At 66.4% G+C, this 16,536-nt stretch carries 15 protein-coding genes, 2 tRNA genes and 1 other RNA gene; 8 read left to right on the forward strand and 10 right to left on the reverse strand.

What is annotated here, in order from left to right; genetic code table 11:
* Window positions 1-12: 12 nt before the first annotated feature.
* The gene (gap, locus tag PFX90_RS02980; protein ID WP_285710401.1) at window positions 13-1,020 is read right to left on the reverse strand and encodes a type I glyceraldehyde-3-phosphate dehydrogenase; all 1,008 of its coding nucleotides are present in this window, start codon (window positions 1,018-1,020) and stop codon (window positions 13-15) included.
* Window positions 1,021-1,035: 15 nt separating this feature from the next.
* Complete coding sequence (gene tkt / locus PFX90_RS02985; protein ID WP_285710403.1) at window positions 1,036-3,015, reverse strand: transketolase; 1,980 nt, start codon at window positions 3,013-3,015, stop codon at window positions 1,036-1,038.
* A gap of 204 nt (window positions 3,016-3,219) precedes the next feature.
* Between tkt and PFX90_RS02990 the strand changes: the two genes are divergently transcribed.
* From PFX90_RS02990 to PFX90_RS03010, 5 genes are all read left to right on the forward strand, one after another.
* On the forward strand, window positions 3,220-3,435 hold the full coding sequence (locus PFX90_RS02990; RefSeq protein ID WP_285710405.1) for a hypothetical protein: 216 nt from the start codon (window positions 3,220-3,222) through the stop codon (window positions 3,433-3,435).
* 9 nt (window positions 3,436-3,444) lie between these two features.
* A complete protein-coding gene (locus PFX90_RS02995) occupies window positions 3,445-3,939 on the forward strand; it encodes a cell division protein ZapA (RefSeq protein ID WP_285710407.1) in 495 nt (164 codons plus the stop codon).
* Between the two features lie 10 nt (window positions 3,940-3,949).
* A non-coding RNA gene (ssrS, locus tag PFX90_RS03000) (6S RNA) lies at window positions 3,950-4,123 on the forward strand.
* Window positions 4,124-4,352: 229 nt separating this feature from the next.
* Window positions 4,353-4,931 carry a 5-formyltetrahydrofolate cyclo-ligase gene (locus tag PFX90_RS03005; RefSeq protein ID WP_285710409.1) on the forward strand — a complete coding sequence of 193 codons (579 nt, stop codon included), beginning with the start codon at window positions 4,353-4,355 and terminating at the stop codon, window positions 4,929-4,931.
* Entirely contained in the window at window positions 4,931-5,173 is a 243-nt protein-coding gene (locus tag PFX90_RS03010; RefSeq protein ID WP_285710412.1) for a DUF2842 domain-containing protein, read from the forward strand. Before PFX90_RS03005 ends, PFX90_RS03010 begins: the two co-directional genes overlap by 1 nt.
* 45 nt (window positions 5,174-5,218) lie before the next feature.
* On the opposite strand, the gene PFX90_RS03015 is transcribed toward PFX90_RS03010, so the two are convergent.
* From PFX90_RS03015 to thyA, 6 genes are all read right to left on the reverse strand, one after another.
* A tRNA-Asp gene (locus tag PFX90_RS03015) sits at window positions 5,219-5,295 on the reverse strand.
* A gap of 120 nt (window positions 5,296-5,415) precedes the next feature.
* Window positions 5,416-5,997, reverse strand: a complete 582-nt coding sequence (locus PFX90_RS03020) for a YdeI/OmpD-associated family protein (RefSeq protein WP_285710414.1) — start codon at window positions 5,995-5,997, stop codon at window positions 5,416-5,418.
* 33 nt (window positions 5,998-6,030) lie between these two features.
* The gene (locus PFX90_RS03025; protein ID WP_285710416.1) at window positions 6,031-7,314 is read right to left on the reverse strand and encodes a dihydrolipoamide acetyltransferase family protein; all 1,284 of its coding nucleotides are present in this window, start codon (window positions 7,312-7,314) and stop codon (window positions 6,031-6,033) included.
* A 7-nt stretch (window positions 7,315-7,321) separates the two neighbouring features.
* Window positions 7,322-8,386 carry an alpha-ketoacid dehydrogenase subunit beta gene (locus PFX90_RS03030; RefSeq protein ID WP_285710418.1) on the reverse strand — a complete coding sequence of 355 codons (1,065 nt, stop codon included), beginning with the start codon at window positions 8,384-8,386 and terminating at the stop codon, window positions 7,322-7,324.
* Window positions 8,383-9,678, reverse strand: a complete 1,296-nt coding sequence (locus PFX90_RS03035; RefSeq protein WP_285710421.1) for a thiamine pyrophosphate-dependent enzyme — start codon at window positions 9,676-9,678, stop codon at window positions 8,383-8,385. Before PFX90_RS03035 ends, PFX90_RS03030 begins: the two co-directional genes overlap by 4 nt.
* Before the next feature lie 115 nt (window positions 9,679-9,793).
* Window positions 9,794-10,762 (reverse strand): thymidylate synthase, encoded by a 969-nt coding sequence (thyA, locus tag PFX90_RS03040; protein ID WP_285710423.1) that lies wholly within the window; start codon window positions 10,760-10,762, stop codon window positions 9,794-9,796.
* A 111-nt stretch (window positions 10,763-10,873) separates the two neighbouring features.
* Between thyA and PFX90_RS03045 the strand changes: the two genes are divergently transcribed.
* Window positions 10,874-10,950: transfer RNA gene (locus tag PFX90_RS03045), tRNA-Pro, on the forward strand.
* A 308-nt stretch (window positions 10,951-11,258) separates the two neighbouring features.
* Here PFX90_RS03045 and PFX90_RS03050 read toward each other — a convergent pair.
* A complete protein-coding gene (locus tag PFX90_RS03050; protein WP_285710426.1) occupies window positions 11,259-13,622 on the reverse strand; it encodes an EAL domain-containing protein in 2,364 nt (787 codons plus the stop codon).
* A gap of 99 nt (window positions 13,623-13,721) precedes the next feature.
* Window positions 13,722-14,177 carry a DUF3429 domain-containing protein gene (locus PFX90_RS03055; RefSeq protein ID WP_285710428.1) on the reverse strand — a complete coding sequence of 152 codons (456 nt, stop codon included), beginning with the start codon at window positions 14,175-14,177 and terminating at the stop codon, window positions 13,722-13,724.
* Between the two features lie 80 nt (window positions 14,178-14,257).
* Between PFX90_RS03055 and PFX90_RS03060 the strand changes: the two genes are divergently transcribed.
* Together PFX90_RS03060 and PFX90_RS03065 are read left to right on the forward strand one after the other, a co-directional pair.
* Window positions 14,258-15,031, forward strand: a complete 774-nt coding sequence (locus tag PFX90_RS03060; RefSeq protein WP_285710430.1) for an SDR family NAD(P)-dependent oxidoreductase — start codon at window positions 14,258-14,260, stop codon at window positions 15,029-15,031.
* Between the two features lie 70 nt (window positions 15,032-15,101).
* The gene (locus tag PFX90_RS03065) at window positions 15,102-16,487 is read left to right on the forward strand and encodes an ABC1 kinase family protein (RefSeq protein WP_285710432.1); all 1,386 of its coding nucleotides are present in this window, start codon (window positions 15,102-15,104) and stop codon (window positions 16,485-16,487) included.
* Window positions 16,488-16,536 lie beyond the last annotated feature (49 nt).

Below are 16,536 nucleotides of genomic sequence, written 5' to 3' on the forward strand. Positions count from 1 at the left end.
AGGGGCGTTCGATTACAAGAACTTAGCCACCACCCCGGCGGTGTCGATCATGCGGTTGGAGAAGCCCCACTCGTTGTCGTACCAGCTGACGACGCGGGCGAGCTTGCCTTCCATCACGCTGGTTTCCAGCGAATCGACGGTAGAAGACGCCGGGTAGTGGTTGAAATCGCTCGAGACCAGCGGCTGGTCGGTATAGTCGAGCACGCCCTTCATCGGGCCCTCGGCCGCGGCCTTCAGCGCGGCGTTGATTTCCTCGGCGGTGGTGTCGCGGCTCGGCACGAAGACGAGGTCGACCATCGAGACGTTGGGGGTCGGGACGCGCACCGACGAGCCGTCGAGCTTGCCCTTCAGCTCCGGCAGCACCAGGCCGACCGCACGCGCGGCGCCCGTGGTGGTGGGGATCATGTTCTGCGCACCGGCGCGCGCACGGCGCAGGTCCGAGTGGATCTGGTCGAGCATCCGCTGGTCATTGGTGTAGGAGTGGATCGTGGTCATGAACCCGCGCTCGATCCCGATGACATCATTGAGCACCTTGGCCACCGGCGCGAGGCAGTTGGTGGTGCAGCTGGCGTTGGAGATGATCACGTCATCGGCGGTCAGCGTTTCGTGGTTGACGCCGTAGACGATGGTCTTCGACACGCCGGTCGCAGGCGCCGAGATGACGACGCGCTTGGCCCCGGCGGCGAGATGCGGGCGGCTCGCTTCGTCCGACTGGAAGAAGCCGGTGCATTCGAGCACGATGTCGACACCCATCGCGGCGTGCGGAAGGTTGGCCGGATCGCGCTCCTTGGTCACCGCGATGCGCTTGCCGTTGACGATGATCGCGTCGCCATCGGCGGTGACTTCACCCTTGAACCGGCCGTGGATCGAATCGAAGGCGAACAGCAGCGCATTGGCCTTGGCATCGGCGAGGTCGTTGATCGCGACCAGTTCGAGATCGTGGTCCGTGCGCTCGAGAATGGCGCGGGCGACAAGACGGCCGATGCGGCCGAAGCCGTTGATGGCGACTTTGGTAGCCATGAGAGGTACTCCTGCTTAAGCGTTCAGTTTGTTCAGGATTTGCGGAACGATGGCCTCGGGCGTGAGACCGAAATGGGCAAACAGGTCTTCCGCCGGGGCCGAAGCGCCGAAGCTGTCGATCCCGATGTTGAGGCCCGCAAGGCCGGTGTAGCGCTGCCACCCGAAGGTGCTCGCCGCCTCGACCGAGACGATCAGCGCATCGGCGGGGAGGAGGTCGGCGCGGTATTCGGCGGGCTGCTCGTCGAACAGCTCGGTCGAGACCATCGAGACGACGTCGGTGCCGATGCCCTGCCCTTCGAGCTGCGCGGCGCAGCGGGCGGCCAGCTCGACTTCCGAGCCGGTCGCGAGGATCACCACCTTGCGGGCCGCTTCGGCGGATTTGATCCGGTAGCCGCCCTTGGCGCTCAGGTTCTCTGCCTCAGCCGTCAGGCGCAGCTGGGGGAGGTTCTGGCGGGTCAGCGCCAGCACGCTCGGCCGGTCCTTCTGCGCCAGCGCGATCTGCCAGCACTCGGCGGTCTCGACCACATCGGCCGGGCGCATGACGAGGAGGTTGGGCATGGCGCGCAGGCTGGCGAGGTGCTCGATCGGCTGGTGCGTGGGCCCGTCCTCGCCGAGGCCGATCGAATCATGGGTCATCACGTAGATGACGCGGGCATGCTGGAGCGCCGAGAGACGGATCGCGCCGCGCGCATAGTCGGTGAAGACGAGGAAGGTGCCGCCATAGGGGATCACGCCCCCGTGCAGCGCCATCCCGTTCATCGCGGCGGCCATGCCGAATTCGCGGATGCCCCAATAGACGTAGCGGCCCGAATAGTCGTCCTTCGAGAAGGTCCCGATCCCGCCCGCGAGCGTGTTGTTCGAGCCGGTGAGGTCGGCGCTGCCGCCGATGGTGTCGGGCAGGCGCGGATTGATCTGGGCGAGCGCCATCTCGCTCGCCTTGCGGGTGGCGACCTTGACCGGATTGGCGATCAGCGAGGCGATGTAGTCGCCTGCCGCATCGCCGTGCGGCAGATCGCCCGCCATGCGGCGCTCGAACTCGGCCTTGTGGGGGCTCGCTTCGAGCCGCCCCGCCCAGGCGCCATGCGCGCTGCGACCGGGCTCGCCCGCGCTGCGCCAGTCGGCGAGGATGTCGGTCGGCACCACGAATGGCTCATGCGGCCAGCCCAATTCCGTGCGCGCGGCGGCAACCTCGGCCCCGCCCAGCGCAGCGCCGTGGACGCCGCTGGTGCCCTGCTTGTTGGGCGCGCCCTTGCCGATCAGCGTGTGGCAGGCGATCAGCGAGGGGCGCGGATCGGCCTTGGCTTCGGCCAGCGCGCGATCGATGTCGGCGAAGTCATGGCCGTCGCAGGTGGTGACATGCCACCCCGTGGCCGCGAACCGCGCCTTGATGTCCTCCGAGGTCGACAGCTCGGTCGCCCCGTCGATGGTGATGCGGTTGTCGTCCCACAGCACATTGAGGCGCCCCAGCCCGAGGTGCCCCGCAAGCCCGATCGCCTCGTGATTGATGCCCTCCATCAGGCAGCCGTCACCCGCGATCACCCAGGTGCGGTGATCGACCAGATCGTCGCCATAGACCGCATTGAGGTGCCGCTCGGCCATCGCCATGCCGACCGCCATCGCGAGGCCCTGTCCCAGAGGGCCGGTGGTGCACTCGACGCCGTCGAGCAGGAAGTTCTCGGGGTGGCCCGCGCAGGGCGAGTTCAGCTTCCGGAAATTGCGGATGTCGTCGATCGTCGGCGCGGCATAGCCGGTGAGGTAGAGCAGGCTGTAGATCAGCATCGAGCCGTGGCCCGCGCTCAGCACGAAGCGGTCACGGTCGGCCCAGTGCGGCGCGGCCGGATCGAACTTCAGATGGCGCGTGAACAGCACCGTCGCTGCGTCGGCCATGCCCATCGGCATCCCCGGGTGCCCGGAATTGGCCGCCTCGACCGCGTCCATCGACAGGGCGCGGATGGCGTTGGCCATGGGCTGAAGGCGGGCGGCATCGAGGCTCATCGGCACGCTGTTCTCCTGCGGGAGCCCGGCGCGCAAACCGCGCGCGATTCGAGCCCCGGTTAAGGTCGGCGCTGCCATTGCCGAGCCCACGGGGGAGGTCAACCTCTGCCGCTGCCAATCCCCGTCTGGCGCGGGCAGGGCATTTATCAACAGCCCGCCCCAAACCTTTGCACGGGCAACCTTCTGTTGGTATCGGTAACGCCCATGAGCGCCGACCGCATCGCATCCGCCGTAACCCGCATCGAGGCCGCGATGGCGCGCATCGATGCCGCGCGCGAGAGCCTCGGCGATAGCGAGGCGCGGGGCTCCGGCAGCTCCGCGCGGGTGGTCGAGCTGGTCAATGTCCACGAGAAGCTGCGCGAGCAAGTCGCGGAAAGTCTTCGCGAACTTGACGCACTTCTGGCAACGCTCGAGGAATAGGCCAGCCCCATGAGCACCGTCACTCTCAGCATCGGCCCCAAGACCTACACCGTCGCCTGCGCCGACGGGCAGGAAGCCCACATCCGCGCGCTCGGTGCGATGATCGCCGAAAAATATGCGCAGCTGGGCAGCGCGCGCGCGCCGCTCGAGGCGCAGAATCTGCTGTTTGCTGCGCTGTTCATGGCCGACGAGCTCGATCAGGCGAAGAAGCGCGTCGCCGAGGTCACCGAACCCGCGCCCGAACCCGATACCGCCGAACTCGATGCCGCGCGCGAGACCATCGCCCGGCTCGAGGCTGAGCTTGCCGAAGCGCGCGAGGCCGCGGCCAGCCCTACGCCTGCTGCGGAGGCCCCTGTCCCCGCTCCGGTCCCGCAATTCGACCTGTTCGGCGGTACGCCTGCTGCCTCCGCCGGCGACGCGGACCTCGCCGCGCGCCTCGAAGCCCTTGCCGCTGCCGCCGAGGCCAGTGCCGCCGCGCTTGAAGCCGCCGCCGCGAACGCCTAGATAGAAGACGGCGGGACTGCCCGGCACGAGCCGATTGAATATCCCTGAGGCTATAAGTAATCCAAATGGGAGTTGTCCCTGCCCTTGCGTGCCGGTTCGTCCGGAACTCTCGGGCATACGGCGCCCACCTGACGTACCACGCGTCAGAGGATTTCTAGCGCAAACGACCCATGGTGGTTCCGTCACTCTTTTTGTTGCGCCTCAGGCGCCGGCGCGCGCGTCCGCGCGCTTGGCTTTCCTCCAGGGGCCCGGCCCTGCGGGCCACCCTTCCAGGCGCGCGTTCGCGCTTGCGGGCCTTTGGCCCGGCTGATCCTCCCCGAGCTCGCTCGGGGAGGGGGACCACCGGAGGTGGTGGAGGAGCGAGCCTCACGCGCCCTTGCCGGTAAACGGCGCGGGGGCTACCGCCTGAAGCAATGACCCACCCCACCAAATCCGAACTCCGCCAACAGCTTCGCGCCGCGCGTCGTGCCCATGTCGCGGCGCTGCCTGATTCCATCCGCGGCCTCTTGTTCCATCGCCCCCCTGCCCCGCTGCTCGCGCGGATCGGGGACGAGGCGGTGATCGGCCTCTACCATGCCGCCCCCTACGAAGCCCCCGCGAGCGGCTATGCCCGCTTCTTCCACGAAGCAGGGCACACCATCGCCCTCCCCCGCTTCGCCGCGCGCGGCGCCGCGATGACCTTTGCGCGCCACACCGACCCCCATTCCGAGAGCGACCTCGAGGTCGGTCCCTTCGGCATGCTCCAGCCTGCCGCCGAGGCCGAGCCGCTGGTGCCGGACGTGCTGTTCGTGCCGCTGGTCGGCTTCACCCCCGATCTCGAGCGGCTCGGCCAGGGCGGTGGGCATTTCGACCGCTGGCTCGCGGAACATACCCCCGCGCTCGCCGTTGGCCTCGCTTGGGACGCGCAAGCCTGCGAGACCCTGCCGACCGAACCCCACGACAAACCGCTCGATGCGGTCGTCACCCCCACCCGCATTTATGGACTGACCTGATGCGCGAGACCCCGACCTGGCGAATCCCCCTCGGCATCTTCGCGCTGTTTGTCGCGCTGATGGTCTACGGCATCGTTATCGCGCGCTATGCGCCCGACATCATCGGCAGCTGGCCGGGCGCGGCGCAGACCGTGGTCTACGTGATCCTCGGCCTCGTCTGGCTGCTGCCCTTGCGGCGCTTCCTGATCTGGATGGAGACGGGTCGCTGGAGCCCGCCGGAGCAAAAAAAAAAGGCGGACTGAACGCCCGCCTTTCGCATGGCCTCAAGGGCCGTCCCGAGGAACAAGTGGCGCGAGTGACGGGGCTCGAACCCGCGACCTCCGGCGTGACAGGCCGGCGCTCTAACCGACTGAGCTACACCCGCGCATCTTGTCCATTCGAGCATTCAGGCGATGCCGTCCCGCTCGTGGAGCAGCGCCATTAGGCTTGCGGCTTGGGGCTGTCAACGGCCATTGCGGCAAATTTTGAAGGGTGTGCGAGCCGCTCAGCAGTTCTCGTACTTCCAGTTGCGTTTTCGGCCCTCGGCGAGCCATTCCACCGCCTGCGCTACGCGCTTGGCTTGGGTCTCCTCGCGCTTGGCCTCCGCGATCCACTCGACATATTCGCGGCGGTGCGAGGGGGCAAAGGCGTCGAAGGTCGCGCGCGCGGCGGGCGCCGCATCGAGCGCGGCAGCAAACGCGGCAGGGACGGGCAGTTCGGGCTTGGCCGCGCGCCTGGGCTTGGGCTTGGCGAGATTCGCGTGCCCCGCTTGAAAACGCGCAATCAGCCCGGCGTCATCGGGGAGATCGGCAAGGCTGGTGAGTTTGCCGAGCGTTCCCATCCCGCCCTTGCCATCCTCCGCGCCGCTGCGCCCCTCGTGGTGAATGACGATCGAGGCATGCGCCTTGAACGCGGCCAGGCCGACAACGTTCTTACCCCCGACCATGAAGTGCGGCATCCCCCAATTGATGGTCTCCTCGGCCTCGGGAAGCGCCGCGTGCAGCAGCGCGCGGACATGGCTGAGGATCGGCTGCGCGAAGGGCGCGGCCTTGGCGATATAGTCGTCGACGCGCGGATCACGGGTCATGTCGGAGCCCTCCCGGCCCCGACATTACCCCATTCAGTCGATGAGCAACAGCGCGGGCGTCTCGATCAGCTTCTTCACGCCTTGGATGAAGCTCGCCGCATCGTGCCCGTCGACCACGCGGTGGTCGCAGGAGATGGAGATGTTCATCAGCTTGCGCTTGGCGATGCGCTCCCCGCCCATCCCGTCGGGGACGAACATCGGGCGCTCGACGATGCGGTTGGGGCCGATGATCGCCACCTCGGGCCGGTTGATGACCGGGGTGGTGGCGACGCCGCCAAGCGGGCCGAGGGAGGTGACAGTGAGGGTCGAGCCGGAGAGTTCCTCCGACGTCGCCTTGCCCGTGCGCGCGGCCTCGGCGAGGCGGCCGATCTCGCGGGCGAGCTGCCACAGGTTCTTGGCCTGCGCGTCACGAATCACCGGGACCATCAGGCCGCTATCGGTCTGCGCCGCCATGCCGAGATGCACCGCGCCGTAGCGAGTGACGACATTGGCCTCGTCATCATAACGGGCGTTGATCATCGGGAATTGCGGGATCACCTTGCAGATCGCGGTGATCAGCAGCGGCAGCATGGTGAGCTTGGGCCGCTCCCCGCGCGCGGCGTTGAGCTGGGCGCGCAGGTCCTCGAGATCGGTGACATCGCACTCCTCGACATAGGTGAAGTGCGGAATGTGGCGCTTGGCCGCGGCCATGTTCTGGGCGATGCGCTTCCTGAGGCCGATGACCTTGATCGTCTCGTCCGCGCGGGCCTTGCCGGCCGCGCCGAAGCCGCCGTTATAGGCGAGGAAGGCGTCGAGATCGGCATGGCGCACGCGGCCGTCGGCGGCGGGCTTCACCTGCGCGAGGTCGATCCCGAGATCCTTGGCGCGCTGGCGCACGGCGGGGCTGGCGAGGACCTTGGCCTCGGCCCGGTGTTCAGGCGCAGGAGCGGGCGCTGCCGCCATCGCGTCGTCGGCGTCCGAGGCATCCGGAGTCTCGACCTCGATCCGCTCGGCCACCTCCTCGGAGGTCGGCGCATCGGACATGTCTTCCTCGATCTGCTCGGCTGCGGCCTCGGCTTCCTCTTCGGTGACCTCGCCCTCGGTCTCGATCACCAGCAGCATCGCGCCGATCGCGACCACATCGCCGACCTCGCCCGCGAGGGTCGTCACCACGCCCGCAACCGGGCTTTCGATGTCGATCGTCGCCTTGTCGGTCATCACGTCGACGATGTGCTGGTCTTCCTCGACCCGGTCGCCGACCTTCACGTGCCATTCGACGACTTCCGCCTCGGCTACGCCTTCGCCCACGTCGGGCATCTTGAAAATGAACTTGGCCATTGTCGGGTCAGTCCTTGAGAAGCTTGTCGATTGCCTCGCCGATGCGGACCGGGCCGGGGAAATAGGCCCATTCGAGGCTGTGGGGATAGGGCGTGTCGAAGCCGGTGACCCGTTCCACGGGCGCTTCGAGGTGGTAGAAGCAGCGTTCGGTGACGAGCGCGGAAAGCTCAGCGCCGAAACCCGAGGTGCGGGTCGCCTCATGGACGATCAGGCAGCGGCCGGTCTTTTCCACCGAGGCCTCGATGGCCTTGATGTCGAGCGGCACCAGCGTGCGCAGGTCGAGGATTTCGGCATCGACGCCCTTCTCGCGGCACACCGCCTCGGCCACGTGGACCATCGTGCCATAGGCGAGCACGGTCAGCGCCTCGCCTTCCTGCACCACCCGCGCCTTACCGAGCGGCACCTTGTAGTAGCCCTCGGGCACGACCGAATCGGGGTGCTTCTTCCACGGCTCGACGGGCTTGTCATAATAGCCCGAGAACGGCCCGTTATAGATGCGCTTGGGCTCGAAGAAGATCACCGGATCATTGTCTTCGATGGCGGAAATCAGCAGCCCCTTGGCATCGTGCGGGGTCGCCGGGATCACGGTCTTGAGGCCCGCGACATGGGTGAACAATGCCTCGGGCGACTGGCTGTGGGTCTGCCCGCCGAAAATCCCGCCCCCGAAGGGCGAGCGCACCGTCATCGGCGCGATATAGTCGCCCGCCGAACGATACCGCAGGCGTGCGGCTTCCGAGATCAGCTGGTCGAGACCGGGATAGATATAGTCGGCGAACTGGATTTCGGGGACGGGCCTGAGGCCGTAGGCCCCCATCCCCACCGCCACGCCGATGATCCCGCATTCGCTGATCGGCGTATCGAACACGCGGTTCTTGCCGTGCTTGGCCTGAAGTCCGGCCGTGGCGCGGAACACCCCGCCGAAATAGCCGACATCCTCGCCCATGATGATCACGTCGGGATCGCGCGCGAGCATGATGTCGAGCGCTTCGTTGATCGCCTCGATCATGTTGAGGCGGCGCTCCGGCGCGTCGGTAAGCACGTTCTCGCCCAGAGTGGCAGGTTGGTCGCTCATCCGAAGGGCCTTTCCGTGCCGAACTTGGCGATGCGTTCGCGGATGGCCTGTTCGGCCTGCTCCTCGAGGTGCCAGGGCAGATCTTCGTAAACGTCCTCGAACATGGTGTGGAACGGGTGGTGGAGGCCGTGGCCGAGGATGCCGTTCTTCTCGGCCTCCTTGGTGGTGGCTTTCACCCGCTCGGCGCACTCGAGGTCCATCGCCGCGTGGCGCTGCTCGTCCCATTCGCCAATTGCGATGAGATGGTTCTTGAGGCGCGTGACGGGATCGCCCAGAGGCCACTCCTCGCGCTCCTGCGCCGAGCGGTAGCCCGAGGGGTCGTCCGAGGTGGAATGGCCCTCCGCGCGGTAGGTGAAGTATTCGATCAGCGTCGGCCCGTCGTTGCCGCGCGCGCGGTTGGCGGCCCATTCGGTCGCCGCGTAACAGGCGAGCGCGTCATTGCCGTCGACCCGCAGCGCCGCGATGCCATAGCCGAGGCCGCGCGCGGCAAAGGTCGTTCGCTCGGCCCCGGCGAACCCGCTGAAGCTGCTGATCGCCCACTGGTTGTTGACCACGTTGAGGATCACCGGCGCGTTGTAGACCGCAGCGAAGGTGCAGGCCGAGTGGAAATCGCCCTCGGCAGTCGAACCCTCGCCCACCCAGCTTGCCGCGATCCGGCTGTCACCCTTGATCGCCGAAGCCATCGCCCAGCCCACGGCCTGCGGGCATTGCGTCGCAAGATTGCCCGAGATCGAGAAGAAGCTGTGCTCGCGGCTCGAATACATGATCGGCAGCTGGCGGCCCTTCAGCTTGTCGGCCTTGTTCGAATAGATCTGGTTGATCATCTCGATCAGCGGATAGCCGCGCACCAGCAGGATGCCCTGCTGGCGGTAGGAGGGGAACACCATGTCGTCGCTGGCGAGCGCCATCGCGGGCGCGATCGAGGTCGCCTCCTCGCCGGTGCACTTCATGTAGAAGCTGGTCTTGCCCTGCCTTTGCCCTCGGAACATCCGCTCATCGAAGGCGCGCACCAGCGCCATATGGCCGAGCATGGTGCGCAGGGTTTCAGGATCGAGGCGCGGGTTCCACGGGCCGTGGGCGTGGTTGTCATCGCCCAGCACGCGCACGAGGCCATAGGCGAGCCCCGCCATCTGCGAGGGGTGGATGCCCTCGTCCGGGCGCGGCTGGTCGCCGGGCTGGCCGATGTCGATATGCGAGAAGTCGGCCTTGTCGCCGGGCCGGTATTTCGGCTCGGGCACATGCAGCGCCAGCGCCGGGCGGTTGCTTTCTGACGGTGCCCTTGGATCGGCCATCTCTCGCGCTCTCCCCGTGGTGATCGACCACGTGGCGAGCGGGTTCGATCTTTGCTTGAATACGTATTTTTATTTCAAGCGCGGGGTGCGGTCAAGCGCGACGCGCGCGCGGCTGCTAGACCGCAACAGGGGCGCTGATCGGCGGCAGCGGCGCGTAATCATGCACCACGAAATCCTCGATGGCATAACCGAAAATTGTTTCGGGCTGGCGGGTAATCTCGAGGCGCGGATGGCCCCGAGGCTGACGCGAGAGTTGCTCCTCGATCAGGTGCGCGTGGTTGAGGTAGAGGTGGACGTCACCGCCCATCCACACCAGCTCGCCCGGCTCCATCCCCACCTGCTGCGCGATGATCCGGGTGAGCAGCGCCGCCGACCACAGGTTGAACGGCAGCCCCAGTGCAACGTCGCAGCTTCGCTGGTAGAGGAGGCAGTTGAGCCGCGCCGCACTCCCCTCCCCCGCGACATGGAACTGGTAGGTCTTGTGACACGGCGGCAGCGCCATGCGATCGAGCTCGGCAACGTTCCAGCCTTCGATGATGTGGCGGCGGCTGCCGGGGCTGGTGCGCAGCGATTCGATCACCTGCGCGACCTGGTTGATCCCCTCGCCCTTCTCGTAAAGGCCGTCGGGGCGGTAACGATAGGTCGGCCAGTCGACCCACTGCTTGCCATAGACCGGACCGAGATCGCCCCAACGGTGGGCGAATGCCTCGTCATCGGCGATTCGTTGGACGAAATCCTCGAGGCTGATCGCATCGCCCGTCTCGCGGACGTAGCGCGCGTGGGGCCATTCGTTCCAAATCTTCACCCCTTGCAGCACCAGAGGGCGGATATTGGTCTCCCCGGTGAGGAACCACAGCAGCTCGCGCGTCGCGGTCTTCCAGTAGACGCGCTTGGTGGTGAGCAGCGGCATCGCGCCCCCGCCGAGGTCGAATCGCAGCATGCTTCCGCACACCGAGCGCGTGCCGATGCCGGTGCGGTCGATCCGCTCGCTGCCAGTCTCCCAGATCTGGCGCATCAGATCGAGATATTGCTGCTCGGGATGCGGATTCGCCGGGATGGAAAGGGGATTCGCGAGGCTGGCCATGTCGGCGACCATAGCGTGCAATTGCCCGCTTGCCACCATGCCCATCCCCACCTATAGGGCGCGCCTTGCCTCGACCCGCAGGGCCTTCCGGCCGCGCGGGAACGACACGGTCGGGGAGTAGCTCAGCCTGGTAGAGCACTGTCTTCGGGAGGCAGGGGCCGGAGGTTCGAATCCTCTCTCCCCGACCAATTTCCTCGTGCATTGTTGCAGATAATGCGCGGCGCGGGCCTCAGCCCTGCGCCCGGCCAGCACGATAAGCGTTAACCCTGATTCGCAAGACTTTGGCGATTGGCTAGGGGGCTGAATGCTGGGCCTCGGATCGCTCCCGCTTGGTCGCCGGAAACGAAAAAAGCCCCGGTTTCCCGGGGCTTTACTTGACTTCATGCGGCAGCCTATCAGCGGGTGCCGATCAACTCGAAAAACCAAGCCCACATAAAGGCCTCCATAGCATTGGTTAAACCCGATGCTGGGAGCTTTAACAGATTATTAACCCTAATCAAGCGTTAACCGCAGCCCTTCCGCCTCCCATCATCGCCAGCAGCTCGGGCATCCCGATCGCCTGCGAGAACAGGAAGCCCTGCGCCTGATCGCAGCCCATCGCCCGCAGTGTTGCGGCTACTTCGGGATCCTCCACCCCTTCAGCGACCACCACCTTGCCGAGCGAATGCGCGATCTCGATCGTCGCGCGCACCACGGCGCGGCTCTCTTCCGACTTCGCCATGTGCTGGACGAACTTCCTGTCGATCTTGAGCTCGGAGCTGGGAAGTTTCTCGATATATTCGAGGTTCGATTCGCCGGTGCCGAAATCATCGATCGACAGGCAGATCCCGCGCGCTTTCAAGGCAGCGATCTGCGGCGCGATGCGGTGGTCCTCGAGCTTGGCGGTCTCGGTCAGTTCGAGCGTCAGGTTCTCCGGCGGGAAATTGTAGCGTCCGAGCAGGGTCATGATGTCGAACATGAGGTGGGTGTCCGACAGGCTCTTGGCCGACATGTTGACCGCCAGCTTGAAGCGCGGGTCGAGCGCGATCGCCTGCTTGCCGTCGACCAGCGCGGTTTCCATCACCACCAGGGTCAGTTCGTTGATCCGGTCGCCGGCTTCGGCGGCGAGCACGAGATCCTGCGGGTTGATGAGCTCGCCCCCGCCCGGCCGCCAGCGGATCAGCGATTCGGCGCCCACGATCCGGCCCGAGGCAAGGTCGATCTTGGGCTGGTAGGCCACTCCGATGTCGCGATCGCGCAGGCCCTTCTCGAGCACGCGGATCAGCTCGAGCCGCTGGTTGCGCGCCTCGAGATGCGCGGCATCGTTGATGATGAAGCGCACCCCGCGGGTGGCCGCCTCGTCGGCCGCCTGCATCGCCTTCTTGATACGCACCGCCACCGGCAGGTCGTGGTTGGTGTCGACCCCGATCGCGGGCGCGCCGTTGGAGGATTGCCAGTCGTGGCTGATCGCGGTCTTGAGCATCAGCGCGAGGCCATCGGTGTGGCGTTCGAGCTCGACATTCTCCATCCGCGGCGCGAGCCAGATCAGCACATCGCGCTCGAAGGCGATGTCGCCGATCTCGCCGGGGCCTTTCACGTAGCCGATGAGCGTGTTGACGAAATCGCCGATGTCGCGCGAGCTCCACTCCTCGGACAGTTCGGAGAGATTGGCGATCTTGAGCGCGAACACGTCCCAGTCGGCATTGGCATTCTCGGAGCTGATCGCGCTGGTCGTCATCGCGTCGACGTCGGCGCTGAAATATTTGTTGTTGATCCGGCTGAAACCGATTCCCGCGAACAGCAGCGCGAGGAAGGCCGAGATCATGTCGATGTTGATGGTGAATTCGTCGAGCACGAGGGCAGCCATCGGCAACACGGCCACCGGGAGCCACAGCAGGCCCATTGATCGACGGCGGCTGCGGGCCTGTGCCACGATAACCGCAGCAGCGATCAGGATCGCCGGGAACCACATGAGATCGAGCGGCTGACCGCGCTGAAGCGTGTTAGCACCTATGATCTGGTAGTATGTGCCCGAAACCTTTCCGTAAATTGGATGCCGGTGCATATCGGGTGAATCAATGAAGGTGTTGCCGATTATCACGGATTTGCCGGCAAGTTCCTTGGCGCTAACCCTTCCTTGCAGCACGTCCAGGTACCGGTAAGTCCGGATCGTATGCAGATTGAATGCCAAATCAGGGCGATATCGGACCGCTGTTCCACCGTACCCTGCGAGGACCGCCGAAATCGCGGGGTACGTGACACCCTTGTGTTCAACCTCGGTGGGGATTTGCAAAGAGAGGCTGAAAGGGCTGAAAAAACCCACCATCGAAGCTTGCGGTGCCGCCAATCGAAAGGCTTCAACGGGGAAGATGGCCTCACTTTTCTGAAATCCGATCTGATTTCCGGGTGACATGCCCAGCCACACCTTGCCGCGGTGCTTAGCCAGCGTACGCGCGAAGTCAGCGTCGCTCTCCGAGAATTCCGGATCTGCGTGAGCACGGTCAAAGACGATAGTCTTGGCTCCCGCCCGCACGATCTGCTCGATGACCTCGCTGTCCTGATGCCTGTTCGGCATCGGCTGACCAAGTTCATTGAGTGTCGTATCGTCAATCGCGATCATCACGATGTCCGGCGACGCCGGGCGCGTGCGCAGCTGGGCGCGGGCGAGGCGCAGGGCGTCCTCGGCCGGCAGCGGCAGATCGACCACCCCCGAGACGACCCCGAACAGGATCGCCATCACCGCCACCTTCATGCGCTTGCGGCGCAACAGGTCGGCGCCCGAGCGGCGGTCCAGCCTGGCCTTGAGCACGGTCGCATCGCCCCCGGACGAACCGAAGATGCGCCGCGTCCAGTCGGCCAGAGACTTCAGCGATGCGATCATCAAACGCGCCATCCCGTGGGGAAACCCGGGCTTCACTCTAGGCCGCGTTGGTTAATTCATTGCAAACGACGCACTCCCGCCCACCCGCGGGCGGCGAGGCTAGATGACCTGCGGCGCGAGCAGGCCGAGCACGATGGTGAGCAGGCCGAGCCCGATCGAGAGGTGCCAACGCAGGCGCAGGAAATCGGGCGCGGCAAAGCCCAGCGCGCGGTCCACCAGCGGCGAGGCGAGGATCAGCGCGCCCAGATAGAGCAGCGCCGGGCCCGGCCACTCCCAGCCGAAGGTCCACGGCAGGAACAGCGCCACCGCGATGAGGCTCGGCAGGACGGCGAGGACATAGGCGCCCGTGGTCGCGCGCTGGCTGGCAAGCGCCTGCCCCCACCACACCCCGCCGAGAAAGCTGAAGATCGCCGCGGCATAGGCAAAGCCGCCCGCGAGCCCCGCATAGCGCCATTCGTGGCCCGTCAGGATCATGGCGATGCAGATGATCTGCGGCAGCAGCCCGGCATAGCCGAGCACGCGGGCCGCGGGAGAAAGCGAAGTTTGTCCGTCCATGCGGCGGGTAACCGCGCTGCCCCCTCGCCGGTTCCCGCCAAAGCTTGCAGGCGCGGCGGCTTTGCGCCACCTGAGCGGCCATGGACCTGTTCGATCTCACCGGCCACACGGCCATCATCACCGGCGGCAATGGCGGGCTCGGGCTCGCAATGGCGCGCGGGCTTGCCAAGGCGGGCGCCAATGTCGCGATCTGGGCGCGCAATGCGGACAAGAACGCGGCCGCGCGCGAGGAGTTGCGCGGAATTGGGATTGGCGAGGTGCTGGCGCTCGCCTGCGATGTCGCCGACGAGCCGCAGATCGCCGCGGCGATGGATGCCACCCTCGCCGCCTTCGGCCGGGTCGACAGCTGCTTCGCCAATGCCGGCATCTCGGGCGCAGGCACGGCGATCCCCGACATCACTGCCGAGGGGTGGGATCACACGATGGCGGTCAACGCCCGCGGCGCGGCGCTGGTCTACAAGCATGTCACCCGCCACATGATCGACCGCGCCAAGGAGGGCGAGCCCGGGGGCAAGCTGGTCGCGACCTCTTCGGGCCAGTCGATCATGGGGGTCAACCGCTCGTCCGACTATGCCGCGTCCAAGGCGGCCCTGAACGGCCTCACCCGCGCCGCCGCCTTCGAGCTTGCGCGCTACAAGATCACCGCCAATGCGCTGCTTTTCGGCTTTTACGAGACCGACATCACCGCCAAGGCCGACCCGAAATTCGCCGAGTGGATGAGCCGCCGCATCCCGCTGCGCCGTCCGGGGGATCACGCGGGGCTCGAGGGGCTGGCGGTGTTCTTCGCCTCCTCGCACAGCGATTACATCACCGGGCAATGTCTGCCGGTCGACGGGGGGCTGTGCATCTCCTGAGGGGGGAACGACGAACCTGTCTGACCGTTAGCAATCAACTCCCTCCCCCTTCGGAAAGCCACCCTCCCCCGTGTCCGACGACGAACAGACCCCCGAATTCGCCGACCGCAAGGAAGACCGCGCCCGCCAGCGCGCGGTCCCGGCCGGACGCATCGCGCGGCTGGGGACCTTCGGGCGGCTGGTGGGCGGCGTTGCGGGCGGCATGGTGGCCGAGGGCGCGCGCAGGCTGGCGAGCGGCGAAGGCATCAACCCGCGTGACCTGATCCTCACCCCCGGCAATGTCCAGCGCATGACCGACCGCCTCAGCCACCTGCGCGGGGCGGCGATGAAGATGGGGCAGATGATCAGCCTCGACGCGGGCGATTTCCTCCCCGAGGAGCTCTCGAAGATCCTCGCGACCTTGCGCGATCAGGCCAATTTCATGCCCACCAAGCAACTGGATCAGGTGCTGCGCGCCGAGTGGGGGCCCGACTGGCGCAAGCAGTTCCGCTGGTTCAACCCACGCCCAATAGCCGCCGCCAGCATCGGGCAAGTCCACAAGGCCCTGACCCGCGACGGCGAGGAGCTAGCGATCAAGGTGCAATACCCGGGCGTCGCCAAGTCGATCGACAGCGATGTCGACAACGTCATGACCCTGCTGAAGGTCGCCGGCTTCGCCCCGCCGGAGCTCGAGATGGACAAGCTGATGGCCGCCGCCAAGCAGCAACTTCACGAGGAGGCCGACTACCAGCGCGAGGGCGCGCAGATGGCGATGTATCGCGAAATGCTGGCCGATACGCCGGGCTTCGTCGTCCCGCGCCTGCACGAAGGCCTGACCCGCGGCTCGATCCTCGCGATGAGCTTCGAGGAGGGCGTCAGCATCGAGGAACTCGGCAACGAGCCGCCCGAACGCCGCGATGAAGTCTTCGCCCGCCTCATCCGCCTCGTCGCGCGCGAGTTGTTCGATCTCGGCGTGATGCAGACCGATCCCAACTTCGCCAATTTCCGTTACCGGCGCGAGACGGGCGAGATCGTGCTGCTCGATTTCGGCGCCTGCCGTCCAGTCGATCCGGGTGTGGCGAACGGCTATCGCAAGATGCTGCTCGCCGGATTGCAGGGGAATGCGCAGGACGTGCTCAAGGCCACCATCGAGGCCGGGTTCATGATGCCGATCGTCGCCGAAAAGCACCCCGAGCGCGTGAACCGCATGATCGACATCGTTATCAACGAGATGCGCGCCGATGCGCCCTTCGATTTCGGCGACCGCGCCTTTATCCCGCTGCTGCGCGAGGAAGGCTGGGCGATCGCGCAGGACAAAGACACCTGGGCCTTCCCGCCGATCGAGACGCTGTTCGTCCAGCGCAAGGTGAGCGGCACGGCGCTATTGGGCGCGCGGCTGAAGGCCAAGGTCAACATCCGCCGCATCACCGAGGAGGTGCTGGCGAGCACCGCACCGCTGGGCGAGGCCGCCGCCTGACCGGGGCACGCATGGGGCCTGTCTGTGATCGCCATCACATCTCTCGCGT

Source organism: Erythrobacter oryzae (genome assembly GCF_030271515.1).
GTDB lineage: Bacteria > Pseudomonadota > Alphaproteobacteria > Sphingomonadales > Sphingomonadaceae > Erythrobacter > Erythrobacter oryzae.